20 protein-coding genes and 2 pseudogenes are annotated in these 24,355 nt (G+C 43.1%); 13 read left to right on the top strand and 9 right to left on the bottom strand.

What is annotated here, in order from left to right:
• Positions 1–60: 60 nt before the first annotated feature.
• Together ACFO4O_RS13470 and ACFO4O_RS13465 are read right to left on the bottom strand one after the other, a co-directional pair.
• The gene (locus ACFO4O_RS13470) at positions 61–897 is read right to left on the bottom strand and encodes an SDR family NAD(P)-dependent oxidoreductase (RefSeq protein ID WP_382409370.1); all 837 of its coding nucleotides are present in this window, start codon (positions 895–897) and stop codon (positions 61–63) included.
• Between the two features lie 150 nt (positions 898–1,047).
• Positions 1,048–1,830: a class I SAM-dependent methyltransferase gene (locus tag ACFO4O_RS13465; RefSeq protein ID WP_382409368.1), complete on the bottom strand. Its 783-nt coding sequence runs from the start codon at positions 1,828–1,830 to the stop codon at positions 1,048–1,050.
• Between the two features lie 658 nt (positions 1,831–2,488).
• Here ACFO4O_RS13465 and ACFO4O_RS13460 point away from each other — a divergent pair.
• A complete protein-coding gene (locus ACFO4O_RS13460; RefSeq protein WP_382409366.1) occupies positions 2,489–3,898 on the top strand; it encodes an alpha-amylase family protein in 1,410 nt (469 codons plus the stop codon).
• Between the two features lie 34 nt (positions 3,899–3,932).
• Here the strand turns inward: ACFO4O_RS13460 and ACFO4O_RS13455 are convergent, their stop codons facing one another.
• Positions 3,933–4,829 carry a LysR family transcriptional regulator gene (locus ACFO4O_RS13455; RefSeq protein ID WP_382409364.1) on the bottom strand — a complete coding sequence of 299 codons (897 nt, stop codon included), beginning with the start codon at positions 4,827–4,829 and terminating at the stop codon, positions 3,933–3,935.
• Positions 4,830–4,929: 100 nt separating this feature from the next.
• On the opposite strand from ACFO4O_RS13455, the gene ACFO4O_RS13450 reads away from it, so the two are divergent.
• The 3 genes from ACFO4O_RS13450 to ACFO4O_RS13440 are packed head-to-tail and all read left to right on the top strand — an operon-like array spanning position 4,930 to position 6,901.
• Entirely contained in the window at positions 4,930–5,658 is a 729-nt protein-coding gene (locus ACFO4O_RS13450) for a type 1 glutamine amidotransferase domain-containing protein (protein ID WP_382409362.1), read from the top strand.
• A complete protein-coding gene (locus ACFO4O_RS13445; protein WP_382409360.1) occupies positions 5,658–6,410 on the top strand; it encodes an acetolactate decarboxylase in 753 nt (250 codons plus the stop codon). The genes ACFO4O_RS13450 and ACFO4O_RS13445 overlap by 1 nt, the downstream gene beginning before the upstream one ends.
• Before the next feature lie 47 nt (positions 6,411–6,457).
• On the top strand, positions 6,458–6,901 hold the full coding sequence (locus ACFO4O_RS13440) for a VOC family protein (RefSeq protein ID WP_382409358.1): 444 nt from the start codon (positions 6,458–6,460) through the stop codon (positions 6,899–6,901).
• Between the two features lie 12 nt (positions 6,902–6,913).
• On the opposite strand, the gene ACFO4O_RS13435 is transcribed toward ACFO4O_RS13440, so the two are convergent.
• The 3 genes from ACFO4O_RS13435 to ACFO4O_RS13425 all read right to left on the bottom strand — a co-directional run bounded on the left by ACFO4O_RS13435 (position 6,914) and on the right by ACFO4O_RS13425 (position 12,270).
• Positions 6,914–7,492: a hypothetical protein gene (locus tag ACFO4O_RS13435; protein WP_382409356.1), complete on the bottom strand. Its 579-nt coding sequence runs from the start codon at positions 7,490–7,492 to the stop codon at positions 6,914–6,916.
• Positions 7,493–7,906: 414 nt separating this feature from the next.
• On the bottom strand, positions 7,907–11,059 hold the full coding sequence (locus ACFO4O_RS13430; protein ID WP_382409354.1) for an efflux RND transporter permease subunit: 3,153 nt from the start codon (positions 11,057–11,059) through the stop codon (positions 7,907–7,909).
• Between the two features lie 11 nt (positions 11,060–11,070).
• On the bottom strand, positions 11,071–12,270 hold the full coding sequence (locus ACFO4O_RS13425) for an efflux RND transporter periplasmic adaptor subunit (RefSeq protein ID WP_382409352.1): 1,200 nt from the start codon (positions 12,268–12,270) through the stop codon (positions 11,071–11,073).
• Positions 12,271–12,401: 131 nt separating this feature from the next.
• Between ACFO4O_RS13425 and ACFO4O_RS13420 the strand changes: the two genes are divergently transcribed.
• The 3 genes and pseudogenes from ACFO4O_RS13420 to ACFO4O_RS13410 all read left to right on the top strand — a co-directional run.
• Positions 12,402–13,382: a LysR family transcriptional regulator gene (locus ACFO4O_RS13420; RefSeq protein ID WP_382409350.1), complete on the top strand. Its 981-nt coding sequence runs from the start codon at positions 12,402–12,404 to the stop codon at positions 13,380–13,382.
• Positions 13,383–13,668: 286 nt separating this feature from the next.
• Positions 13,669–14,835 (top strand): alpha/beta hydrolase-fold protein, encoded by a 1,167-nt coding sequence (locus tag ACFO4O_RS13415; RefSeq protein WP_382409348.1) that lies wholly within the window; start codon positions 13,669–13,671, stop codon positions 14,833–14,835.
• Positions 14,836–15,238: 403 nt separating this feature from the next.
• Positions 15,239–15,980 (top strand): annotated as a pseudogene (locus ACFO4O_RS13410) (transposase); the annotation flags it as partial.
• Positions 15,981–16,291: 311 nt separating this feature from the next.
• On the opposite strand, the gene ACFO4O_RS13405 reads toward ACFO4O_RS13410, so the two are convergent.
• Entirely contained in the window at positions 16,292–16,615 is a 324-nt protein-coding gene (locus ACFO4O_RS13405; RefSeq protein ID WP_382409346.1) for a TonB-dependent receptor plug domain-containing protein, read from the bottom strand.
• Positions 16,616–16,852: 237 nt separating this feature from the next.
• Between ACFO4O_RS13405 and ACFO4O_RS13400 the strand changes: the two genes are divergently transcribed.
• The 3 genes and pseudogenes from ACFO4O_RS13400 to ACFO4O_RS13390 all read left to right on the top strand — a co-directional run.
• Positions 16,853–18,007 carry an aldo/keto reductase gene (locus ACFO4O_RS13400; protein ID WP_382409344.1) on the top strand — a complete coding sequence of 385 codons (1,155 nt, stop codon included), beginning with the start codon at positions 16,853–16,855 and terminating at the stop codon, positions 18,005–18,007.
• Positions 18,008–18,119: 112 nt separating this feature from the next.
• On the top strand, positions 18,120–19,031 hold the full coding sequence (locus ACFO4O_RS13395) for an SDR family NAD(P)-dependent oxidoreductase (protein ID WP_382409342.1): 912 nt from the start codon (positions 18,120–18,122) through the stop codon (positions 19,029–19,031).
• 241 nt (positions 19,032–19,272) lie between these two features.
• Positions 19,273–19,544: pseudogene (locus ACFO4O_RS13390) on the top strand (IS91 family transposase); the annotation flags it as partial.
• 582 nt (positions 19,545–20,126) lie between these two features.
• On the opposite strand, the gene ACFO4O_RS13385 reads toward ACFO4O_RS13390, so the two are convergent.
• On the bottom strand, positions 20,127–20,774 hold the full coding sequence (locus tag ACFO4O_RS13385) for a hypothetical protein (protein ID WP_382409340.1): 648 nt from the start codon (positions 20,772–20,774) through the stop codon (positions 20,127–20,129).
• 50 nt (positions 20,775–20,824) lie between these two features.
• On the opposite strand from ACFO4O_RS13385, the gene ACFO4O_RS13380 reads away from it, so the two are divergent.
• Both ACFO4O_RS13380 and ACFO4O_RS13375 read left to right on the top strand, forming a co-directional pair.
• Positions 20,825–20,998: a type 2 periplasmic-binding domain-containing protein gene (locus ACFO4O_RS13380; RefSeq protein WP_382409338.1), complete on the top strand. Its 174-nt coding sequence runs from the start codon at positions 20,825–20,827 to the stop codon at positions 20,996–20,998.
• A gap of 33 nt (positions 20,999–21,031) precedes the next feature.
• Entirely contained in the window at positions 21,032–21,220 is a 189-nt protein-coding gene (locus tag ACFO4O_RS13375) for a hypothetical protein (protein ID WP_382409336.1), read from the top strand.
• A 29-nt stretch (positions 21,221–21,249) separates the two neighbouring features.
• On the opposite strand, the gene ACFO4O_RS13370 is transcribed toward ACFO4O_RS13375, so the two are convergent.
• A complete protein-coding gene (locus ACFO4O_RS13370) occupies positions 21,250–22,494 on the bottom strand; it encodes an ATP-binding protein (RefSeq protein ID WP_382409334.1) in 1,245 nt (414 codons plus the stop codon).
• Between the two features lie 469 nt (positions 22,495–22,963).
• On the opposite strand from ACFO4O_RS13370, the gene ACFO4O_RS13365 reads away from it, so the two are divergent.
• Positions 22,964–24,220 carry a sialate O-acetylesterase gene (locus tag ACFO4O_RS13365; protein WP_382409332.1) on the top strand — a complete coding sequence of 419 codons (1,257 nt, stop codon included), beginning with the start codon at positions 22,964–22,966 and terminating at the stop codon, positions 24,218–24,220.
• Positions 24,221–24,355 lie beyond the last annotated feature (135 nt).

The following is a 24,355-nucleotide window of genomic DNA, read 5'->3' as shown; positions in this document are numbered from 1 at the left end:
GCGCAAAAGCCGTAATCGGAGTAAATAAAAATGTGCTTGTAATAAAGTTTATAAAATTTTTCATTGACTGATGTCTGTTGAGCAAGTTAATTTAGACCACTGAGCGAGTTCCAATAGGCGTCGCGCGAAATCACTTCCAATAAATTCCAGCGCATCCGAACCGGCAGCGAATCGCATTGGGGGATTTTCTTCTCGGGTGAGAGTGACAAGAGCATCACCAAGCTTGGCGGGATCTCCCGCTTGAGCGTGACTAATCTCGTCAAACATCGATTTGTGTTCGGCATTGCTGTCTGCATAGACTGGAATGTCAATATCGCCGTAGCTTACTGAACTAGCGTCAAGAAAATCAGTCCGAAAGAATCCAGGCTCAACGATAGTAACCTTGATTCCGAATGATTCCAGCTCGTCTGCCAGGCCCTCAGACCATCCTTCCAACGTAAACTTACTTGCACAATATACCGATGAACCGGCGTAACCGCGTGCTCCGCCGATAGAAGAGACATTAAAAATATGTCCTGACTTTTGTTTACGCATTAGCGGTAAAACCTCGCGCGTAACATCCATCACACCAAACACATTAACCGCAAATTGACGCTCAATAGCTCGAGAACTGACTGTCTCGAATCGCCCCATTTGACCGTAACCAGCGTTGTTTACTAGCACATCAATCCGTTCAAAATGCTTCACCGCTTCGGTCACTGCATTAGTAATACCTTGTTGATTAGTAACATCCATATCAAGGGCAACTAAGTCTTTATGTTCACCAAAGCGTTCGACCAAGCCCTTCGCATTTCTTGCGGTCGCCACTACCTTATCTCCATGACGTAAGGCAGCACGAGCCATATCTAGCCCTAGCCCTCGCGATGCACCTGTAATAAACCAAACTTTCTGAACCATAACTAGCCTCCACAATTATTTTATGAAAGCTTAGCAAAGTTGCTCCTTAGACCCTATCACGATCCTCTCATAGTATTGCACAATACTCCCAATCTCACGATTTGTAAGCCAGGCACTACTTTTGAAAAAACGCAAAAATACAAAAAACTGCTACTTGTCGTTAATTCCATTCTCAATTTTTTCTTTTCTACCTTTAGCGCAGAAACGTAGTGCACTCACGAATACATTTTCGGGATGCTTTTCAACTTCAATTTGAGTTATCAACTTGGTAATTTCAGAAGCGGTTGCAACGTTCGATGACTCTAGCCTTGGTTTAAGCAATTGCAGTAATTCGCCGAGAGTGTATTGGTCACCCTGACCATCAATGACTGCCTCTGCCCATATTGCATCGAATTTTAGCCCAGCCCTAGAAAAAGTAGATGGCAGATGAAATCCCATAGACTGATCAACTCCTTCTTTGTGAAGCATTGTATCGAGCATAGAAGCGCCTCGTTGGTGAGCGGGCATGGCTGTAACCACTCCTGGGCAAATAGTAGAATCACTTTCTTCAAAAACAACTAAACCGTCTTCCCGCAACCAAGGCAATAGTTCTGCAAGTACTTTATCAGGACTGGGGAGATACATTAACACTCGGCGACCTACCACTGCATCAAATGAGGAAAGCTCAACGTCTTTAAGGAACTCGGGAGCGTCAGTCAAATCAGCTTGGGAAAATTGAATATTTTGTTTCCCTGCTTTTTCAATATATTGTTGAGCTAACGATAACATTTCTTTACTGCGATCAATGGCTAGGACACTACCAGAAGAGCCAACAATATCACATAAAAGTTCCGAGACCTCACCAGGACCGCACCCAAGTTCAAGAACATTCATACCTTCACAAATTCCCGCAGTTTTAAACAGTCTTTCTGTTGTTGAATTATCTCTCTTCACTCATTAATCCTCTGTTTTTTTATAAGCAAAAGCCTATTATCCGACACTAAGTCGGAATATTTGAAATGTTTGGATGCTTTAATTTTTTATTTTCAGATCATAGAATGACTGAAAATTCCATGAGTATTAAGTTTCTTTTTCACTAAGGACTTGCTGTCTGGTTCTTTGCTCTACCTCGTTGATAGTAAATTTAACGGAAATATACGATGCTAAAACCGTTATTACAAACAGCATGTTGCGCGCATTCTCTAAGCCAGCGACAGCCACCAAGCCAGGAATCCTGCTACGCTAAACCCGAATAAGGTCAGCACATATTTTATGTATATTGAACAATATACATAAAACTAAAGTTAATTACTTTTTAAAACACGACAGCAGCGCTGTAAAGCGGGTTTCGTGATGCTCCAGATACTGAACTCAAGTTCCACGAGCAAGTGCTAATTGATAGCTACTATCCTGTTTAAATTGTTGTGTTGAGACATTTATTTAGATGAATACGTATGCACAAGTTGTTAATTATATGTTAATGCGTGTATGAATAAAAAGAGGTGCTGGCCTAAATCGCTGTCGCTAATCTCAGAGCAATAAATTAAAGCAACTGAGAGCGGTATTTTTCCAGATTCGCCTACTACTACACATACAACTTTGGAGCATTATCATGAAAACTAACACAACAATGCTTAAAGGATATGGCAAATGGATTGTCGCGGTTATCTTATACATTGTGGCGCACACAGCTAGTGCAGAAGCCATCCTACATGCCTTTAATTGGCGTTACAGCGAGGTCGCCAATAAAGCGCAAGAAATCGCCAATTTAGGTTATAAAAAAGTGCTTGTCTCACCTGCCTATAAGTCGTCTGGCAATGAATGGTGGGCTCGCTATCAGCCCCAAGATTATCGAGTTATTGATAATCCACTTGGCGACACACAAGACTTTAGAGCTATGATTCAGGCGCTTCGTTCTCGCGGCGTAGACGTTTATGCCGATATTGTTTTTAATCACATGGCTAATGAGTCTTGGAAGCGCTCAGACCTCAATTATCCTGGCACAGATGTTTTAAACGAATATCGCGCAAATTGGACAGAGGCAAACCGCAATAAGCTCTTTGGCAATCTTAACTATAACTTTTTGTCGGCAAATGATTTTCACCCGCCAGGCTGTATCTCTAACTACAGCAACCCAGGTGATGTTCAGTATTGGCGCTTATGCGGCGGCAATGGTGATGCGGGTCTTCCCGACCTCGACCCAAATAACTACGTGTTAGGTCAGCAGCGGGCATACCTGCAAAAACTTAAAGATTGGGGTGTAAAAGGCTTTAGGATAGACGCCGCAAAGCATATGACGAATTATCATATCAATCGGGTGTTCACCAACTCTATTAAAAGCGGTATGCACATATTTGGAGAGATTATTACCACCGGCGGTGCAGGTACTGCTGAGTATGATAATTTTCTTGCGCCGTATTTAAATTCCACCGGGCACTCAGCCTATGATTTTCCGCTGTTTTCGCAAATTCGCAGTGCTTTGGGCTATGGTGGCTCTATGAGTCAGTTGGTCAACCCGGGTGCCTACGGTCAAGCGCTGTCTGGCAGCAAGGCTATTACCTTTAGCGTAACGCATGATATTCCTTTAAATGCTGGATTCCGCTATCAAATTCTTAACGCCACAGATGAGCGCCTCGCTAACGCTTATATCTTTGGTCGCGATGGTGGCACGCCCTTGGTGTATTCTGATCATAACGAGAGTGGTGATAATCGCTGGAATGATTTGTATAACAACAATGATATTAAGGGCATGCTGCGTTTTCATAATGCAACGCAAGGTCGCTCACAGAACGTGATCAAGCACAACAACTGCATAATCCTGTTCAATAGAGAGCATGTTGGCATTGTTGGCATTAACAAATGCAGCTCAGGTCAAGACGTTTGGGTGAATACAAATGCTGAAAACTTATGGTGGTATCGCAACTATAAAGACACCTTAAGCAGCAACGTACAAAATATCAGAAGTAAGTGGCATAAGTTTTACTTGCCCGGTAGAAAAGCCAGAATGTGGCTAATTCAGTAAGGCTTAATGAAAAGCGCAGCATTAATATGCTGCGCTATTTTATCATTTTCGGACTAAGTAAGTGACTCACATGCTCCTCTAAATATCGCTTTGCAAAAGCGATGCGTTGAGAACGCAGGGATTTGCGCTGCCACACTAAGAAAAAGTCATTGTTTAAACGGTCTCCACTTAGGCTCACAACACTGCGTTTATTTAAGTGATGCTCTGCTATGTGGAAAGGGACTACGCTCCAAGATGGCGTTTGTGCACACATTTTGATTATGGTTCGTAGATCGGGGCAAAAAATCTGTGCTTCCGGTAGAACAATTTGGGAAGCAAATTGTGCCATAAAATTAGCCACAAGCGCTAAGTCTGCATCGTAGGCAATTAAGGGATACTTCAGCACTCTTTGTGTATCAAACTCCTTTTCATTTGGATGCTTAATGCTTGGGTGTGCGATTAACATGAGTTGTTCTTTCCCAAGCTTTACAAAGTCAAGTTTAGGATCGTCTGGGCTGGAGGCAGTAATGGCCAAGTCAATCTCATTATCGAGCAACATTTGATACAACCTTGCCCTTCCTCCCAGTTGCAAATGGGGCCTTATCCCCCTAAGCGACAAAGCACAGGTAACTGAGCTGCAATAATCTGCAAATTCTCCAGGCATGGCAATGCGTACAACGCCACTTAAGGTTTTACTTAAGCCGCGTCGCTGTTCAACCGCATTGCTCAAAGCGTCAAGATGAGTCGAAACCGACGCTGCCAAATCATCAGCAGCCGGCAGTGAGTTAACGCCTTTTTTCGTTCGACTAAAGAGAGGATATCCTAAGTGGCTCTCTAAACTTTGAATGTGCTGGGTAACGGTTGGTTGAGTCATGCCAAGTGTTTGTGCCGCTTGTCTCATTGTTCCCAACCTATATACGCTGATAAAGGTGCGTAGATGTTCAATATGCATATGACGGCCATAAAAATAATTATCACAACAATGAAATATGTTTAATTTATTTATCGATGATATGCAAGCAAACTATCCACTTTTTAATGAGGGGACAAATATGAGTATCGGAAAAATTATTATTATTGCCACATCACATGCCAGCATGGGTTCGCTTTCATCGCCAGAGACCGAAGCGACTGGAATTTGGTTTGAAGAGTTGGCGGTACCCTATTATGAGTTTGTAGATGCCGGCTATCAGGTGGATATTGTATCGATCGCTGGTGGCGCAATCCCAATTGATCCTAGAAGTCGCAATAACAAGGATGAAAACGTTGATGCCGTTGAGCGTTTCATTGAAGACGAACACGCCATGACGAAAATTAAAACAAGTGTGTCAATTGAGGGAGTGAACTTTGCCGAATACGAGGCGCTGTTTTTTCCTGGCGGCCATGGCGCCATGTGGGATTTTCCAAACCACCCTATTTTAGCAGACGCGATTTCAGTTGCCCTAGACGAACAGCGCATTGTTGCTGCCGTTTGTCATGGACCAGCTGCTCTAGTTGGGGTAAAAGACTCTACGGGTGCATATGTGGTGAAAGGCAAGCGTGTTGCCGGTTTTACCAATACTGAGGAAGATGCCGCTGGCCTTACTGAGCAGGTTCCCTTTTTGCTGCAAGATGCACTGATTCGAATGGGAGCTAAGTATGAGTACGGTGACGACTTTACTCCTTTTGTTGTGCAAGACGGAAGCTTGATCACTGGGCAAAACCCTGCATCGTCACATTTGATAGCGCAGCATGTGATTGCGAGCCTCAGCTTAGGCAGCAAAAACTCAGGTACCAAATAATGAGTAAACAACTTATCTCCACAAGCTTTTTGCTTCTGGCCTTAAGCCTATTGCACCGCATCGCCATAGCTGATGAGCATAAGGTGATTAATGTGCACAACGATCTCCGATATATCGCTACGAATAACTTGAATAAGGAAATTGCTTCGTCTGCGCTGACAACGAAAAAACACTTGTACGGTCTAGGCATGCCTAAAGGTTTAAACAAAGAAATCGTAGTAATTGATAGTCAAGTTTATAGCTCTGGTTTTGAAGAATTCCAATATGCGACGCAAAAACAGCATGTCGATGCCGGTGAGCAGCAGTTTGACTTTTTGGTCTATGCGCATATTCCGAGGTGGCGAGACATTGCGGTGCCAGAATCGGTTGTAAGTTTTGAACAGTTTCAAGTGTTTTTAGAAAAGCAGTTACAAATGCACAATATCGACACTGAAACAGGCTCAATGTTTCAATTGCTTACTGAAGTTGAAGAGCTTCACTGGTTTGTTGTGGGGGGGATGGGCAACTTAAGCCCTGATCCGCTTAGCAGTTTTCTAAGACAAAAGGTGAAAGGTGGCCTGAACCGCAGAGCCATTCATGCTGTGGGTGCTTTCACTCAAGCATATGCAGGGCGCGCCACCGCAGGGCAAAATCATGTGCATATGCATTTTGTTACTACCGATGAACTTCCTCGCTTCGTAGGACATATAGATAACCAAATGCGTTTGCGACGTGGAGCTGTGTTAAAGCTCCCATTGATACCTTCTCAGTAAATAATAAAAGCTATCAAACGACAACTCTATATTAAAAAGGAAAACCCATGCACTACCTTCATACCATGCTACGCGTAAAGGACCTCGATAAAGCTTGTCACTTTTTTTGTGACTTACTCGGTTTGAAAGAATTTAATCGCTATGAGAATGAAAAGGGCCGTTTTACGCTGGTGTTTTTATGCGCACCAGACGACATCGAACATGCCAAGGCACGTAAAGCGCCTTTAATTGAGCTGACCTATAACTGGGACAACGAAGAGGAATATGGCAACGGGCGCGCCTTTGGTCACTTAGCTTACCGGGTAGAAAACATTTACGACACTTGCCAAAAGCTGCAAGACAATGGCGTGACTATTTTGCGCCCGCCCCGCGACGGTCACATGGCCTTTGTAAAATCCCCTGATGGCATCTCAATCGAAATCCTGCAGGCGGGGGATGCGTTGTCCCCAGTAGAGCCTTGGGCATCGATGGAAAATACAGGCACATGGTAGGTTAATTTCCATCTATTTTTCGTGGTGATGGTGATCATCTTCTACTAAAGCATCTTCATGATGATGCTCATGTTCATTTTGGTGACCATCGTTACCATGATGGTGCTCATGCTCGTCAGCGTGTCCGTCATCACCGTGGTGATGTTCGTGTTCGTTATTATGCCCATCGTCGCCGTGATGATGTTCGTGCTCTGAGGCATGACCATCATCTACGCCATGATGATGCGTATGCTCATTGTTGTGAGCATGGTCTTGATGATGGTGCGCTTCGTCCTCAACATGGCTTGACGTGCTATGGTGATGTTCGTATTCATCGGCATGCCCGTCGTCACCATGGTGGTGTTGATGTTCATTTGCGTGTCCATCGTCGCCATGATGGTGCTCGTGTTCGTTCATGTGACCATCAGCACCGTGGTGGTGTTCGTGTTCCGTTGTGTGGCCATCATTGCCATGATGGTGAGTGTGCAATTTTCCTTCAATTGCATTCCCCTCAGAGCTTTCATGTGCATAGCTTGCATTTGCGATAAGAAAACTGGCAGCTACTGCCAAAAGAGATTGATATAGTTTTTTGTTTACAGAACGTTGAGCCATAGTCGCGATGTTCCTATTGAGAGCGTGTCGCATTAAACGTGATCTTAGGATAGGAGATTCTGCTCTCATGGCAAGGAATTACTAGCTTATCTGAGACCAAAGCATAAAAAATCGCAAGGTTCTGTCTAAAACAATGCAAAAAACGAAGTTTTTACCTCAAACATCCTGCACTGCGTCCTTCGGGCCAACCTTTGTTTTTTGAATCATTTTAAAACTCTGCTTTCGAGCGTCGTGAGCACATTTAGGCCAATTAAATAGTTTTGTTTCCAATCGAAACCAGAGCAACGGTGACAAATCAGAAGAAGCAACAAAAATGCCCTACTTGTATTATCAACAAGGCTGAGGAAGGCGAGTGTTGACTTTACAAGCAAGGCAATGCTTTGACGCGCGTGAAACTATTTAGGCGTGTATAACTTACTCAACCGGCATGGTCGTTTGCATGCCCGTTTGTTTGCCTGCTAGCCAGCGATAAAACAGCGGCGTAAGCAATAAGCCAAATACAGTGACACCAATCATGCCTGCAAATACAGCAACACCCATTGCTTGTCGCATTTCTGCGCCGGCACCACTGGCAAGTACTAAGGGTAAAACGCCCATGATAAAAGCTATCGATGTCATCAAAATAGGGCGCAAACGTAACTTGGCGGCTTCTATTACCGCATCAAACGCAGACTTACCCGACTGCTGTAGCTCTTTTGCAAATTCGACAATTAAAATCGCATTTTTTGTTGCCAAGCCCACCAGCACTATTAAACCTATTTGAGTGAAGATATTATTGTCACCACCGTAAATCATCACACCTGTCATGGCGCTTAGTAAGGTCATAGGCACAATTAAGATAATCGCGATGGGCAGGGTTAAACTCTCATACTGTGCTGCTAGCACCAAAAACACTAACAATACAATAAGCGGAAATACAAACAGCGCCGTGTTACCCGCCAACTCTTGCTGATAAGCTAAGTCAGTCCACTCATAATCAACACCAAGCGGTAATGTACTTTCAAGAATTTTTATCATGGCCGCTTGTGCTTCACCAGAGCTGATACCCGGTGCTGGGCCTGCGTTAATGTCGGCCGTGGTATAGCCGTTGTAACGCATTACGCGGTCAGGGCCTGCTACGTTAGATATACTTACAAACGAACCGAGTGGCACCATGTCGCCGCTTGCGTTACGCAATTCGAGCTGCTCTATTTGCGAAGGCTCTTGACGAAAACTTTGGTCGGCCTGCAGATTCACCTGATAGGTGCGCCCAAACTGATTGAAGTCGTTTACGTATAGCGAACCAAGATACACTTGCATAGTACGGAATATGTCACTAATTGATACGCCTTGGCTTTTGGCTTTGTCGCGATCAATATCCACTTGCAGTTGCGGTACATCCACTTGGTAAGAAGAAAACACACCGGCTAACTCTGGTGTTTGCCATGCTTGTTGCAAAACTTGCTGAGTAACATCATACAAAGCGTTGTAACCTAAGTTGCCTTTGTCGAGCAATTGCAGTTTAAAGCCGCCAATTGTGCCTAAACCCTGCACCGGAGGTGGTGGAAATATCGCAATAAAGGCTTCTTGAATAGCACCAAACTGCGCACCTAAGTCGCCAGCAATGGCGTTTGCACTGAGCGCATCTGAGTCGCGCTGGTCAAAATCTTTTAAGGTCACAAAAACAATGCCCGAGTTAGTACTATTGGTAAATCCGTTGATGCTTAAGCCAGGAAAGGCTACGGTGGACTCAACACCCGGGTGATTTAAGGCAATTTCTGACATTTCACGAATAACGTCTTCAGCGCGGTCGAGCGAGGCGGCGTCGGGCAGTTGCGCAAAGCTCACCAAATACTGCTTGTCTTGACTTGGCACATAGCCGGTTGGCGTATTATTAAGTTGAACACCGGTTAATGCCACTAAACCCACATAAAGCACACCTACAATGGCGCCCGAACGCAGTATCTTTTTAATACCCAGCATGTATTTTTGTTGGGTAAAATTAAAGAAACGGTTAAAAGGAGCAAACACACTTTTGGCAAACACTTTGTCCATGATGCAAGTTAAGCGGTCTTTTGGCGCATCTTTGCTTTTAAGCAACAATGCCGACAAAGCAGGGCTAAGTGTTAAGGAGTTAAACATTGAGATAAAAGTCGATATAGTGATAGTAAGCGCAAACTGCTTATAAAATTGCCCGGTTAAACCCGACATAAAAGCAGTAGGAATAAACACCGCAGCCAATACTAATGTTGTGGCAACAATAGGGCCGGTGACCTCTTTCATTGCTTTTTGGGTGGCCTCTACAGGCGCTAGGCCTTCTTCGATATTCCGTTCTACGTTTTCAACCACAACAATAGCATCGTCAACGACAATGCCTATTGCCAGCACTAAACCAAATAGCGAAAGCGCATTTAAGGAAAAGCCAAGTAAGTGCATTACTGCAAAGGTACCCACTAACGAAACTGGCACTGCTACCAGCGGAATAATCGACGCTCTCCATGTTTGCAAAAACAAGATAACAACCAATACAACCAATAATACCGCTTCAAATAATGTCTGTACTACGGCTTCAATCGAGCCACGCACAAATACCGTTGGGTCGTACACAATTTGGTAGTCCACTCCTTGTGGAAAGGTTTCTTTAAGCTCTGCCATTTTGGCTCTTACGTTGTCAGAGATTTCAATCGCGTTAGAGCCAGCCGCTTGAAAGATAGGTAAAGCCACTGCCGATTTATTATCGAGCAGCGAACGTAGTGCATAAAAGTCGGCACCCAGCTCAATTCTGGCCACATCACCAAGGCGCACAATTTCGCCGTTTTCGCCAATTTTAATAACAATGTTTTCAAATTCTTCTGGGGTTTCTAAGCGGCCTTTTACATTAACCAATAATTGAAATGCGTTTTCGCCACTCGGTTGCGCGCCCAAACTACCAGCTGCAGCCTGTTGGTTTTGCTCAGTAATTGCATTGGCAATATCCATGGCCGTTAAATCGAGGCTAGCCACTTTGTTTGGATCAAGCCAAACGCGCATGCTGTATTCGCCTGCACCAAAAAGTTGTACATCGCCCACACCGTTTATACCGGCTAGCTCGTCTTTCACGTTAATATGCGCAAAATTTGATAGATAGAGCATGTCGTAACGGTCGTCTGGCGACGTTAGATGCACCACCATGGTTAAGTCGGGAGACGACTTTTTAGTGCTCACGCCCATACGCTGAACTTCTTGCGGTAAACGAGCGAGTGCTCTGTCGACTCTTGATTTAACATGCGACTCTGCCAAATCGATGTCAGTTCCAATGGCAAAGGTCACGGTTAAGGTCATGCGGCCGTCGGTAGTGGCTTGCGACGACATATACAACATGTTTTCGGTGCCTTGTAACTCTTGCTCAATAGGCGAGGCCACGGTTTCGGCAATGGTTTTAGGGTTTGCGCCTGGGTAAGATGTTGATACCACAACCGTAGGCGGCACTACTTCTGGGTACTCGGTGATAGGCAGTTGGAATACTGCTAACGCACCTGCAATAAAAACAAGGATTGAAAGCACGCCCGCAAATATAGGACGGCGAATAAAAAATTGAGAAAAATTCATTCGATTACCCCTTAATTCACTGACGCGATAACGCTGTTGTTAATATTGGCCTGCATGGCAGCAATTTGTGATTGGCGCTGATTAATCTGGCTTAAGGTTTGCTCAGACGCAATACTTACCATTTGAGGCGATACTTCAGCGCCAGGGCGCACGCGCTGTAAACCGTTAACCACGATTTTATCGTTTGGCGCTAAGCCAGAAGTCACAATGCGCAGAGAAGATACTTTTTCACCTAATGTAACGGCTCTGTACTCAACTTGGTTTTGGCTGTTTAATACCAGCACATATTTATTGTTTAAGTCGGTCCCTACTGCGCGGTCTTGAATAAGAACAACATCTTCTGATGCACTGCCATACACACGGAGGCGAGTAAATAAACCGGGTACAAATTGGCTATCTTGGTTGTCAAATACGGCTCTAGCACGGATGGTGCCTGTTTGCGGGTCAATGCGGTTATCAACAAAATCAATCACACCGCCTATAGTATAAGCTTGACCACCGTCAACACTCATCAGTACTGGCATGGCTTTCGCTGAGGTTTGCGCTTCTTTAAAGGCCAAATAAGTGCTTTGATTAGCATTAAAATAAGTGTGCAATTGGCTCGACGACACTAAACTCGTTAGTACCGACTCACCCGCATTCACAAAGTTGCCTTGGGTAATGTAAGCATTAGATACGCGGCCAGATATAGGTGCCGTAATTTGTGTATAGCTTAATTGTAGCTGTGCAGCTTCCAGTGCGGCGCTAACTGCATCTGCGCGCGCTTTAGTTTGGGCAACTGCAGCGCTTCGTGTATCAAGCAGTTCTCTTGATATTGCATTTTTCTTAATGAGGCTATTAGCTCGCTCAAATTCTTTTTTCGCTAAATTTTGTTGGCTTGTAGCAATTGATAAGTCAGCTTTTAGACGATTTACCTCAGCGGTAAATGGCGCGCTATCGATGCTAAATAATAATTCGCCTTGGGCAACAAATGAGCCTTCTTCGAAGTGAACGCGGTCAATATAACCCGACACACGTGGGCGCAGAGCAATTGTTTCTGGCGCTTGCATGGTGCCTGTAAATTCATGCCAATTAGCGATAGAAGCAACCGCCACATTAGCTACATCAACTTGCGGCGCGTAATTGCTGGTATCGGTTTGATTGTCGGTACCGCATGCTGCTAGCGCGCTTAGCGCTAAAAAGGTAAAAAAGAGATGCTTGAAATTATTCATTTTGGGTTCCTCAACCTGTTTTGTTGAGGCAATAATAGGGCTAGACAAAACATAAATATAATTATATAAACATATGAAATACATTTTTTAATGTGATGTTTTTGCTTTTCTTTCCAAAAAAGGCTATTGCTATGCGCCCACAAGAACTTAATCTTTTAATCATTTTCGATGCCATCATGACCGAGGGCAGCATTAGTCGCGCCGCAGACCGCTTGGCTATGACACAACCTGCGGTTTCCAATGCTGTAAGCCGAATGCGCGTCGCATGGAAGGATGATTTATTTGTAAAAAACGGACGCAATATCAAACCCACACTTAAAGCCAGTAACATGTGGGAGCAAATTAAGCAACCTATTGATGATTTGTCGTCAGTGATTAAACCTAACGAGTTTGATCCCGCAAGCTCTACTCGCACATTTAGAATTTCGGCTGCCGACATTGTGGCTAACATGATGATGGTGCCGCTGCGTAAAATCATCGAACAAGAAGCGCCCAATATTAATATTCACATGATCCCCTACACCATCATCAACACTAAACAAGTACTCGATGATGCAACCGTTGATATGGTAATAGGGGCGGGTATAAATACTGAAAATACCATACGCAGTGAGCTGCTATTTAACGTGAATTATTTATGCGTAATGCGCCCCGGACACCCACTGGCGAAAAGCAAGATAAGCATAGATGAATTTGCAGGTGCACAGCACTTACTTGTGTCGTTATCGGGCGATGTAACCGGTTTTACTGACGAAGTGCTCGCCCAGCGCGGCTTGTCTAGACGCATCGCGATGACGGTTAATCAATTTAGTATGATCGTGCCTTTGTTAAAGAATAGCGACCTGATTGCTGTAGCACCTTTAGGCGGAGTTGCTGACGGTATTATATCAGGCGATATTACCGGTACACTGACCCCTATCGAAATGTCGCCACCCGGCGCTACGTTGTATTGGCATCCGCGCCAAGATAAAGACCAAGGCCTGCTATGGCTTCGCGAAAAAGTGAAGCAAATAGTCAAACAAACTGAGGCCGACTACGTCGCTCAGTGCATGCCCAAGCTTTGCGGAAACAATAAAGAGTTATGTAATAAGCTCTCTATGAAGATAGGTTGAGCTTACACGGCATTACCTCGTTTTTTCGGCTATTTGCATTCTAGGGTTGGATACTGATTAGTATAAGTTAGTGGCCAAAATCATCAGTTGGTTGGAAAACGTACTTTGTTGCCTGATAGAGCGCGTTCACCGGCGCTAAAAGACAATTGGCGCGGCTGTGCAAGCATTGAGCTGCAGTAGCATTAGAGAGTAAAGCTCTTTTATCGCTTTATTAAATACTTTAAATCTTACTCTTTCTATGATTAAGATAGATTTTAATCCAATGCCTTGTTTGATAGGGGAAATTATGACAAGAGCGCTGATAGTTGTATTGCTGGCAATGCTGATGAGTATTCATGCAGAGGCTGACGATAAAGATATTGTTATCGGTGAAATATTGTCGATTGATTCAAAAGTTCTAGATGAAGAAAGGGAGTATTGGGTATCAACACCCAAAGGTTACGATAAAAGCAACCTCTATCCCGTTGTTTATTTATTAGACGGAGACACTCATTTTGAATCAACAGTAGGCGTGTTAGACCATTTAATCGTGAATGGGAGAATACCTGGAATGATCCTAGTCGCAATATTAAATACCGACAGGATCAGAGATTTAACCCCGAGTAAAGCGATAGACGAAAACGGTGAAACACCAGAGTTTTTTAAAACGAGTGGAGGCGGTAAAACTTTTCTCAAATTCTTAAAAACAGAATTGATGCCTAAAATAAAAGAGGATTATCCAGCGGCACCCTATAATGTCATTGTAGGTCACTCTTTTGGCGGGCTGTTCGCACTTTATTCTTTACTTGAAGAACCAGGTTTATTTCAATCTTATATTTCAATAGATCCAGCGCTTTGGTGGCATAATCAGTGGTTGAACCAACAATTAGCAAATATGTTGAATCAAAAGCCGAAGAGAGAGACGGGAGTTTACATAGCCTCTGCCAATAATGGCCAAGATGACGGACCGTCTACAATGATAGGATCTCAACGGGATTTTTTCGCAAAATTGTCGACTTGGAACAACGACACCTTTTATTCATCAATAGAGTACTTTCCTACAGAGGATCATCGTTCTGTTCCACTCATTGCTTTACACAATGGGCTAAGGTACCTATTTTCAGGTCATAATGTTGATATAGGAAAAATTCTTGATGACCCGGCTCTTCTAAATGAGCATTATGATACCTGGAGTAAAAAACTGGGTTATGAATACCGACCACCTGAAGGCCTTGTTAATCATATAGGTTACGCTTTTTTACAAGAAGGCAAAGTCGATCAAGCTATAACGTCCTTCAAACAAAACGTAGAAATGTATCCAGAATCATCTAATACTTACAGTAGCTTGGCTGAGAGCTATGTCGAAAAAGGTGAAATCACGCTCGCTATAGAAAACTATCAAAAAGTTATTTTGATAGAGGGCGAAAGTGAGCGTGTGGAAAAGATAATAGAGGAACTGAAAGAAAAACTATAATAACCTCAAACATAGGTCTGTCGGTCCATTATGTTTGATAGAAAAGTAGCGGTCATTTGAAGATATAAATTTGTTTGACCGTAGAAAGGCGTCATCCCTTGCTCCGAAAAGGGATATCCCGGGGTCAACTGTGATTTGAATTAGTGTGATTACCAAGGCATGGTGTAGTTCTAATTACCGGTCGACTTTGTAACAATGACAATATCAAGTAGCACTTGACGAAACAACTGCACACTGAGATGCCAATCTTTGGTAAGGAAACCATTGCTAACCGCTCACACTCATACTTATCAACGACACCGACCAGAACGGACATTACTATACCAATTCGTCGAGCGACACTATCCTGAATTTCTAAAGCAGCTTTCGCATCAAGAAAAGTCGTTACCACACCATGCAGAAAGGGCCAGATATGGGCAAAAAAGTATTTACCTTGCAAACCTTGCCTGCCAAAGACGAAGATAACTATGGTCATTTAGCCCAAATAGAGGGTTTTAGCTTACACGCTGGGGTGTTTGCCGACAGTCACGAACCTGAAAAGCTGGAAACTCTATGCCGGTACATCGCACGACCTGCTATCAGTGAACAACGATTGAGTCTCACTAATTCAGGAAGTGTCCGATATGAACTTAAGACACTTTATAGTAACGGCACTACGCACGTCTTCTTTTCCCCGCTTGATTTTATTGGCAAACTCGCGGCGCTGGTGCCACCGCCGAGGCTGAATTTAACAAGGTTTTATGGCGTATTTGCTCCCAATGCTAAGGTGCGTGCCGAGGTAACGGCTTCACGACGCGGTAAGAACAGCCCTCGCTTAGCAGAGCATATGAAAGAACTAGGTAAGTCATACCATGCGCGAAGTATGTCGTGGTCATCCGGTTACCGGCGCAAAGGCTAAAGCGTGTATTTAATATCGACATAACCGTATGTGAGGCTTATGAAAAGACCAATGTCAAAATTATTGCTTGTATTACCGCCGGTGACCGCTCAGCCCTGCGGTCATCTACAAAATACTAATGCATTTAGATAAACTAGACTCACTGATTACCGCCAATACTTGTAGAGTCCCGCCGGTTTTCAAAACCGTGCAAACCTCAATAATTGACGACTACACCATCCAACGAGATTTTGACTTTGGCGCATAAGTTACAAAAAAACGAGAGCTTGAACATGCAATATGTTGAGGCAAGAACTTCCATATATCTCATTTCGAATTTCAGTATCAAAGGTCAGTTCATTTACTTATCTTGCCAACAACTCATTTCATATTTTCTTCAAAACACCTATCAGGAAAACGTAAAACTGGACTCAAATACAGCTGTCACTATGTCTAGCGTATTACGTTAATATTTCTTATACTTTCTAATTCGCGGTTATAACCAACAAGCCTTATGGCTACGTCGTCGAATAGCTCGGTGTTGAACATAAACGAAGATTGATAGCCCAATCCTCCTTCTTAAGTGTGTTCGACATCTGCGTCAATCCATGCTTCAGTAACACCTAATTCAGGTTTGTTTGTAATATAGCGAACCGTTCCTCCCATAGAGCTACCGCCATAAAGTGTGCCCTGAGGTCCTCTTAATACCTCAACTCTGCGAACGTCAATTAGATCAAGGTCAGGGTTTCGGCCGTTTGTTGTTCTTCTCAATGCAGTCACTTCAATGACTTCGATGACTTCATCAATATTTTCATTTGTAACTGGCTCTTGCTGTCCAAGAACTTCGGGTGACATTGCACTCAGCGAGAGTGCACTCAAGGCAAAGGTAATTGTCAGTTTCAAAATCAATCCTCTCTTCATCTAAATTCCACTATTAGATTAAGTGAATGAGGGTAGAGAAATTGTTTTGAATTAAAGAGACGTTTTACATAAATGACTTTTTTAAAGTGGAAAACAAGTAATTATGACTTTTTGAGCAAGTATTCCTTCACTTGCTATATGATTTAGGCAGCAACATATCTTGAAATTGACCAACAAACTTTTTGCAAATCCATTAAACCAATTACTTTTAAGGCACGTATGACAAAAGTCACGATGACGACTAGAGTGCAAAAAATGGAATATTACACACTTGGAAATTCAGGACTTAAAGTAAGTCGATTTTGCCTTGGAACAATGACATTTGGCGATAATTGGGGTTGGGGCTCAGAAAAAAAAATCGCACGCTCTGTATTTGATACCTTCATTGACGCAGGCGGTAATTTTTTTGATACGGCAGATATATACACAAATGGTCAATCAGAACAATTGCTTGGAGCGTTCATAAAAGATGCGAACATTCGAGATCAAGCTGTAATTGCAACTAAATTTTCTATTAATCAACATCCCGGAAACCCAAATTCAGGAGGCAATGGGCGTAAGAACATTATGCGTGCTGTGGATGCTTCTCTTAAAAATCTCGGTACTGAGTACCTCGACCTTTATTTCCTTCACCTTTGGGATCGGATCACTCCGCCAGACGAGGTTATCGGCACGCTTGACGACTTAGTTCGAATGGGCAAGATTCTTCATTACGGATTATCAGATATTCCAGCATGGTACGCTTCTCGTATGCAAACACTTGCAGAAACCAAAGGATTAAAGCCAATCAATGCCTTGCAACTTCAATACAGTTTAATTGAACGCAACATTGAAGGGGAATATCAAGACTTGGCGATCCGTTACGGAATGGGATTAGTCGCATGGTCTCCGCTCGCATCTGGCTTGTTATCAGGTAAGTATAAAAGAGGTATCGATAACGATGATCCTACTGCGGTAGGTCGTCTCACCAATAAGGCCGCCAAGGGAAACCCAGGATTCGACCTCTTCAACGAACGCAACTGGGGAATAGTCGATGAACTTGAGAAGGTAGCAAAAGATGTTGGGCGATCCATGGCGCAGGTTGCAATAAACTGGGTAGCTAACCGCCCCGGCGTGGGCTCAGTCATAGTAGGAGCTACGAAGCCTCAACAGTTGGAGGACAACCTATGCGCATTGGATTTTTCACTTTCAAATCAACAGTTATCTAAGCTTAACGCGGCGAGCAAACCCAATTTGGGGTTTCCCTACGATTTAATGTCAAAAGAAAATCAAGCCATGATAACTGGCGGAGCGACGGTGGGTAGTAAACCTAATTCTTATGCACCGCAAGAGTTTATTGATGCAACCGCACACTCACTCGGAAGAAACGACTGACTCATTCCAATTGTAATAGCAACACGCAATCGTGAGGGAATTGGTGAATTATCACGTTGTCATACTCTCTAAATATGGTTTTAAATCAATTGTAAAGGTAAGGAAATAAGATATGACAAACAAAATTGATAATCATGAAAATAATCAACCCGACCTGTCTAGGCGTAAAATAGTTGGTGCCGTTGCAGCCGGCGCAGCACTGGCTGCCACAGCCGGAATCTCTGGAGCCGCTAATGCTCAAGAAAACGCACAGCCATTATCAAGAGAGTTTTCTGGAAAGACGGTATTAATTACAGGAGGCACGTCGGGTATTGGCGCAGAGACAGCTCGAGAATTTGCACGACATGGTGCAAATGTTGCGTTTTGTGGGCGACGGGAGTCACTCGGAAAACAAGTCGAAAGCGAGATAACAGCAAGCGGTGGGACTGCAACGTTCAGTAAAGTTGATGTGCGAGATCCCAAGGCACTTCGAACATGGATTGACAAAACAGCAAATAGCTCTGGGAGCTTAGACATAGCTTTTAATAACGCGGGCATTGCCATACCTCCTGGTCCGATTGAAAATGTCGACCCTGCTCAGTACAAGGATATCATTGATACAAATCTGCACGGGGTATTCTTTGCAATGCAAGCGCAAATACCACATATGAAAAGCCAAGGTTCAGGTGTAATCATCAACACCTCATCAGCATTTGGGAGTCATGCTCCAAACACGCAAGTACCATATGGGGCAACAAAAGGTGCTGTAGATACAATGACTGAGGGTGTAGCCAAAGAAATTGGGGGGAACGGGATCCGAGTGTTGGCAGTCGCTCCTGGGGCGATTCTTGATACCGATCTTTTCAGATTTATAGGCCGTTCTTTCTCGGAGGACGAAATAAGCTACTTTGGCACATTAGCCGCAATGGGACGCACTGGACGGCCAAATGATATCGCCAAGATGGTGGTTGCACTTGCAGGTACTCAAGGAAGCTTTGTTCACGGTACGGTAGTGCCAATAGATGGCATGTTTTTGCAGTCTTAGCACAAAGAAGAACTTAGCATTATTCAAGGGTCCTCTCCAATATTGGTCATTATGTGCCATGACTATATATGACACAAATAATCAAATGGAAGAGGGCCTAAGTAAATGATAAAACAACACATCCATAATCTGATAGGAAGACGTGTGCCATAAACACTATAGTCATACTCCTAAGGCAAATCATAGTTCGTATATGTTTGTGCGCAATTCCATCTCTCCCGCCAACAGGAGAAGTTTGTAATCTATGTCGTGGGCGCAAAGGCTAAAGAGTGTATTTAATATCGACATAACCGTATGTGAGGCTTGTGAAAAGACCAACGTCAAAATTATTGCTTGTATTACCGCCGGTGACCGCTCAGCCCTGCGGTCATCTACAAAATACTAATGCATTTAGATAATCTAGACTCACTGATTACCGCCAATACTTGTAGAGCCCCGCCGGTTTTTAAAACCGTGCAAACCTCAATAATTGACGACTACACCATCCAACGAGATTTTGACTTTGGCGCATAAGTTACAAAAAAACGAGAGCTTGAACATGCAATATGTTGAGGCAAGAACTTCCATATATCTCATTTCGAATTTCAGTATCAAAGGTCAGTTCATTTACTTATCTTGCCAACAACTCATTTCATATTTTCTTCAAAACACCTATCAGGAAAACGTAAAACTGGACTCAAATACAGCTGTCACTATGTTTAGCGTATTACGTTAATATTTCTTATACTTTCGCAATACGCTCTGATAGATAAACCGCTGGCGTGTTGTTCTGCAAAAATGCGCCGCCACTCTTCTTGGGCTCTATATTTTTTAGGCATAATGGCCTCCGTTTGATAATGGAGGCTTCATTTTGACGGCATGAATCTTATTTTAAAGGCGTGGTTTACTGGACGCTCACAAAAGAGTTTGGTAAACGAATTGTTGAGTCAAAATATCCGCCAAAGGCCGTTTCACAGAATTAGTTACAGTCTCTTGGATACTATCTTTTAGTGCCGTAAATAACTTCAATGATTTCGATATAATCACCGAAACGTTGAAGCACTTTTTGGGCTAGCCTGAATTTCAGTGTATATAAATCTATCGCGAGCCAATATTTTAATTACTAGATATGCTAAGTGTAGAAGGATCGTCAGTCTCTACGATTATCATTTTATATACCGATTCATCGTATTCGTTCTTCGTCACGTTTGTAAAAATATAGTTTTTGTCAAATTCAGAAAGTGTTTGATAATGCTCCAAATTGCCATCTGAGCTTACAAACGTTGCTGCGCAAATAGAGCCTGCGCAACTAAATCGCTCGGAGTGCGTGTTATCCGAAAATTTGTCATAAAAATAATGCTTGAGATTTGCTACTCGTTTCGACGATTTTTCATCAGAAGCTAATTGATCAAAACCGTTTAAAACGTTTGTAAAGTCAGTATCTGCGAATACCACTTGCAGACTGTTTTTCATGATCGCCCCATTGGCTAGTACAAAATAATCATGAGCCTCTTCAATGCTACTAAAAACTATATCATTCTCAAATATAGTCGACGGCTCTTTAATTTCTGTATAAGCATCACTCGATTCTGAGTTGATTTGGTCAGATTCGTTTAAATCAATTTCACTTAACTCAATAGCTTGTAAGTCAGTACTTTTTGTTAAGTTAATACTATTTTGTTGCGGAAAATCATGTTTATCTGCAGCGTTTAAGTCAGCCTCGTTTTGCGCAAGTCCTTTATTTTGAGAGATTTTTTTTGACATAGTCTGCGTATTATTTGTATTTGTGTTACTCACAAACAAAAATACGCCTTGTGTCGTTATCGGGTGATGTAACCGGTTTTACTGACGAAGTACTCGCACAGCGCGGCTTGTCGAGACGCATCGCGATGACGGTTAATCAATTTAGAATGATCGTGCCGTTGTTAAAGAACAGCGACCTGATTGCTGTAGCACCTTTAGGGGGCGTTGCTGATGGTATTATATAAGGTGATATTACCGGTACACTGACCCCTATCGAAATGTCGCCACCCGGCGCTACGCTATACTGGCATCCGCGCCAAGATAAAGACCAAGGCCTGCTATGGCTTCGCGAAAAAGTGAAGCAAATAGTCAAACAAACTGAGGCCGACTACGTCGCTCAGTGCATGCCAAAGCTTTGTGGTAACAATAAAGAGTTATGTAACAAGCTCTCGATGACGGTGGGTTGAGCTTACACAGTATTACCTCGTTTATTTGGCTAAGCATTATTTGCCAAAAATGCTGCATAAGGTATTGCAAACAAGCGATCCCCAAAAGAAAGTATTGCCTCCCCGTCGTAAAATACGACACCATTTGCAAAATTATCGTCGAGGGCATCACGCAGCTTAATTAGCCCTTTAAAATCGCTTAATTGGATGGTCGCAGACGCTTTTACTTCTACGCCAGTAATATATCTGCCATCTTGAATAACGAAATCGACCTCTACTTTATCTTTATTCCTGAAATGGTAAATATCTACGTTACCATCTTGCCAACTAGCGTATTTTCGCAACTCTTGATAAACGTAAGTTTCAAGAAGCTGTCCTATCAAATTTCTATCTTTTTCCAAGTCATCATTTTTTACGTTAAGTAAAGAACACGCTAATCCTGTGTCGGATAGATGTAGTTTGGGTGTTTTTATTAAACGACTTAGGCGATTAGTGTGCCATGGTTGAATTTGTTCAACTAAGAATATTTGCTCAAGTAGCGTGATGTATTCTTTTATAGTGGGGCGACTTAATGAAAATGGGGCGGCTAAGTCAGATACGTTGAACAATCGAGCAGTCTGGCTGGCGCACAGTTGCAGTAATTTCGGGAGTATGCTCACATTCTGAATATTTGCAATATCCTTGATATCTCGTTGAATTAGCGTGTTTATAAAATCTCTATACCACGCCATTTTTCTGTTTTCACTCGTTCGATTAAGTGCAGAAGGGTAACCGCCAGAAGTAATTAATGTATTGAGTTTTTTTCCGAGCTTTGTATATCCCGTTGTTTTTATATTTTGATTTAAGGTGCGTGAAAATATGTTTAGCATCACGCTTGACTGCTCACCTATAATCTCTGCTTGTGACAAAGCCCTTAAGTGAATAACTTCTATCCTACCCGCGAGCGAGTCAGATAGCCGAGGAAGAAGCAACACGTTTGACGATCCGGTTAATATAAAACGTCCCGGTTTTCTATTTTTATCAACGCTTGCTTTAATACTTGTAAATATTTCTGGAGCGCGCTGCACTTCATCTATGATGACTTTTTCAGGCAAATTATCGATAAACCCTACAGGATCGATTTTAGCAGCATTTAGTTGGTTGGCATCGTCAAAAGTAAGGTAATAATAACCAAGTTTGTTACCTACAAGCTGTGCTAGCGTTGTTTTACCGCATTGGCGAGATCCATGAATTAGCACAACGGGAGTGTCATTAAGTGCCTCTAATAGGTTGTTTTCAACGAAGCGTTCAATCATTAAGAAATCAATCGAGGTAATTATTACTGTTGCCAATAATAGGTTTTATTTCGGCTAATTGAAAGTTTTTATCCGTCCAATTGAAAATAATACACCGTCTAATTGAAGATTTTAATTCGACTAATTGAAAGTTCAAGCATCTTGATGAATGCTAAAGCTTTGTGTTTACAATGAAAAGACATGTAACAAGCTCTCGATAACGGGGAGTTGGGCTTACACGCTAGCAAGACTAATTTTTGCAGGAACATACAATTGATGTTCTGCAACAATAGCGGATTGAATGTAAAAACTTTGTTAAAAAACAACGTCGCAAATTAAATAAAATAATTTCGCAACTTTATCGCTTACTTTATCTTGATTAAGTCGTTGAGATATTGTCTTTTTTCCTCGTTCTGTAGTCTTCGATGCCATTGTTAGCCCAGCGCGGCTAACTATCAATCAACATTTTTTATTTTGTGGACGAATTTTTATGAAACGAATAACTTTGCTGCTCGCTGTGTTAGGGCTGCTGTGGTCTGTAAGTGCCTATGCCCAACAGGCGGACGTTTATATTTTGGCAGGCCAATCAAATATGATGGGTCATGGTACTAACGAAAACGGTTTGCCTAGCGCGCTTCGCGGTAAACAAAACGATTTGTACGTTGCAGGACTTGTGCTCGACAGCGGCAGTTCTTGGGTCAATATTGACGCCCCAAACAGCAACAAATATGGAAACCAATTAGAATTCAGTGGCTTTGGTCCAGAAGTAACCTTCGCTAGACGAATATCTGACAGTACCGGCAGACCGACGTTTATCCTCAAATGGGCGCTTGGCGGCCAAAACCTCGACAATGACTTTTTAGGTAACGGTGGTAAGGGAGACAACGCCCTCTACCCGTATTTAGTGAGAGAAAAAACCAAGCTCGAAGACAGCCTGCAGCGCCAGTACGGTCTTTCTGCAAATTATAAAGCCTTTGTATGGATGCAGGGCGAGTCAGACGCTACGCCCGACCTTTCAACTAAATATCGCAACAACCTAACCACCTTGTTCGACAAGGTGCGCAGTGACTTTGGTGCAAACATACCGGTGATTGTAGGGCGTATTTCTGATTTCACATCCAGCAGTGATTGGAATCGTGTGCGTAATGCCCAAGTAAACTGGACTGAGTCAGACCCCAATGGCTATTTGGTGAATACAGACGACCTTGCGGTTTATCCTGATGATCGAATTCATTTTAACGCACAAGGTCTACAAGACCTCGGTAAAAGATTTGCCGACGCATATTTAAATAACGTGGGCGGCACCGACCCGGTAGAACCTCCAAACGACGCCATTAGCGGCATTAAGCGTATAAAAGATGGTTGGAAAGGGCGTTACATTCATGCAAGCAGTAAATCGGGCTGGTCGGTTGTGCAAAGCGCGCCTCTAAACGCGAATTGGTCCTCGCAAAAGTGGCGGTTTGAACAAGTGAGTGGAACCAAGTATCGCATTAAAAATGTATGGACTCAGCAATACTTAACGGCAGCATCAGTCAACAACTGGGATGATATTTATACCGCACCGCTCAACACAAGCTGGAACTCTCAAAAATGGAACGTTACCAAGGTTAACGGTCAATATCGTTTGCAAAATTTGTGGTCAAAGCGTTATTTGCACACCAATGCAAACGACTGGTCGCCGATTGTGCAAGCGCCGCTAGAAACTAGTTGGAGTTCGCAAAAGTACAGCTTGGAGAATGCAAATTAAGCATTGAGCGTTAATTTGTTTACCAAAGATTTGTAGAGAAAACATCGGGGTATAGCGATGCCCCGATGAAAAGTATGCCAATGCCCCCAAAAACGCATATTGCGGTGATATCGGCCACAGGTGAACGCGCTACTC

This window comes from Glaciecola siphonariae (genome assembly GCF_042652645.1).
Classification (GTDB): Bacteria; Pseudomonadota; Gammaproteobacteria; order Enterobacterales; family Alteromonadaceae; genus Glaciecola; species Glaciecola siphonariae.
This window is presented reverse-complemented; position numbering and strand designations above follow the sequence as displayed.

Bases quoted from the DNA above. Each gene is read 5' to 3' on its own strand.
- ACFO4O_RS13470 (WP_382409370.1), bottom strand. From the start codon at position 897: ATGGTTCAGAAAGTTTGGTTTATTACAGGTGCATCGCGAGGGCTAGGG.
- ACFO4O_RS13460 (WP_382409366.1), top strand. From the start codon at position 2,489: ATGAAAACTAACACAACAATGCTTAAAGGATATGGCAAATGGATTGTC.
- ACFO4O_RS13455 (WP_382409364.1), bottom strand. From the start codon at position 4,829: ATGCATATTGAACATCTACGCACCTTTATCAGCGTATATAGGTTGGGA.
- ACFO4O_RS13450 (WP_382409362.1), top strand. From the start codon at position 4,930: ATGAGTATCGGAAAAATTATTATTATTGCCACATCACATGCCAGCATG.
- ACFO4O_RS13445 (WP_382409360.1), top strand. From the start codon at position 5,658: ATGAGTAAACAACTTATCTCCACAAGCTTTTTGCTTCTGGCCTTAAGC.
- ACFO4O_RS13440 (WP_382409358.1), top strand. From the start codon at position 6,458: ATGCACTACCTTCATACCATGCTACGCGTAAAGGACCTCGATAAAGCT.
- ACFO4O_RS13435 (WP_382409356.1), bottom strand. From the start codon at position 7,492: ATGGCTCAACGTTCTGTAAACAAAAAACTATATCAATCTCTTTTGGCA.
- ACFO4O_RS13430 (WP_382409354.1), bottom strand. From the start codon at position 11,059: ATGAATTTTTCTCAATTTTTTATTCGCCGTCCTATATTTGCGGGCGTG.
- ACFO4O_RS13425 (WP_382409352.1), bottom strand. From the start codon at position 12,270: ATGAATAATTTCAAGCATCTCTTTTTTACCTTTTTAGCGCTAAGCGCG.
- ACFO4O_RS13420 (WP_382409350.1), top strand. From the start codon at position 12,402: ATGCGCCCACAAGAACTTAATCTTTTAATCATTTTCGATGCCATCATG.
- ACFO4O_RS13415 (WP_382409348.1), top strand. From the start codon at position 13,669: ATGACAAGAGCGCTGATAGTTGTATTGCTGGCAATGCTGATGAGTATT.
- ACFO4O_RS13400 (WP_382409344.1), top strand. From the start codon at position 16,853: ATGACAAAAGTCACGATGACGACTAGAGTGCAAAAAATGGAATATTAC.
- ACFO4O_RS13395 (WP_382409342.1), top strand. From the start codon at position 18,120: ATGACAAACAAAATTGATAATCATGAAAATAATCAACCCGACCTGTCT.
- ACFO4O_RS13385 (WP_382409340.1), bottom strand. From the start codon at position 20,774: ATGTCAAAAAAAATCTCTCAAAATAAAGGACTTGCGCAAAACGAGGCT.
- ACFO4O_RS13375 (WP_382409336.1), top strand. From the start codon at position 21,032: ATGTCGCCACCCGGCGCTACGCTATACTGGCATCCGCGCCAAGATAAA.
- ACFO4O_RS13370 (WP_382409334.1), bottom strand. From the start codon at position 22,494: ATGATTGAACGCTTCGTTGAAAACAACCTATTAGAGGCACTTAATGAC.
- ACFO4O_RS13365 (WP_382409332.1), top strand. From the start codon at position 22,964: ATGAAACGAATAACTTTGCTGCTCGCTGTGTTAGGGCTGCTGTGGTCT.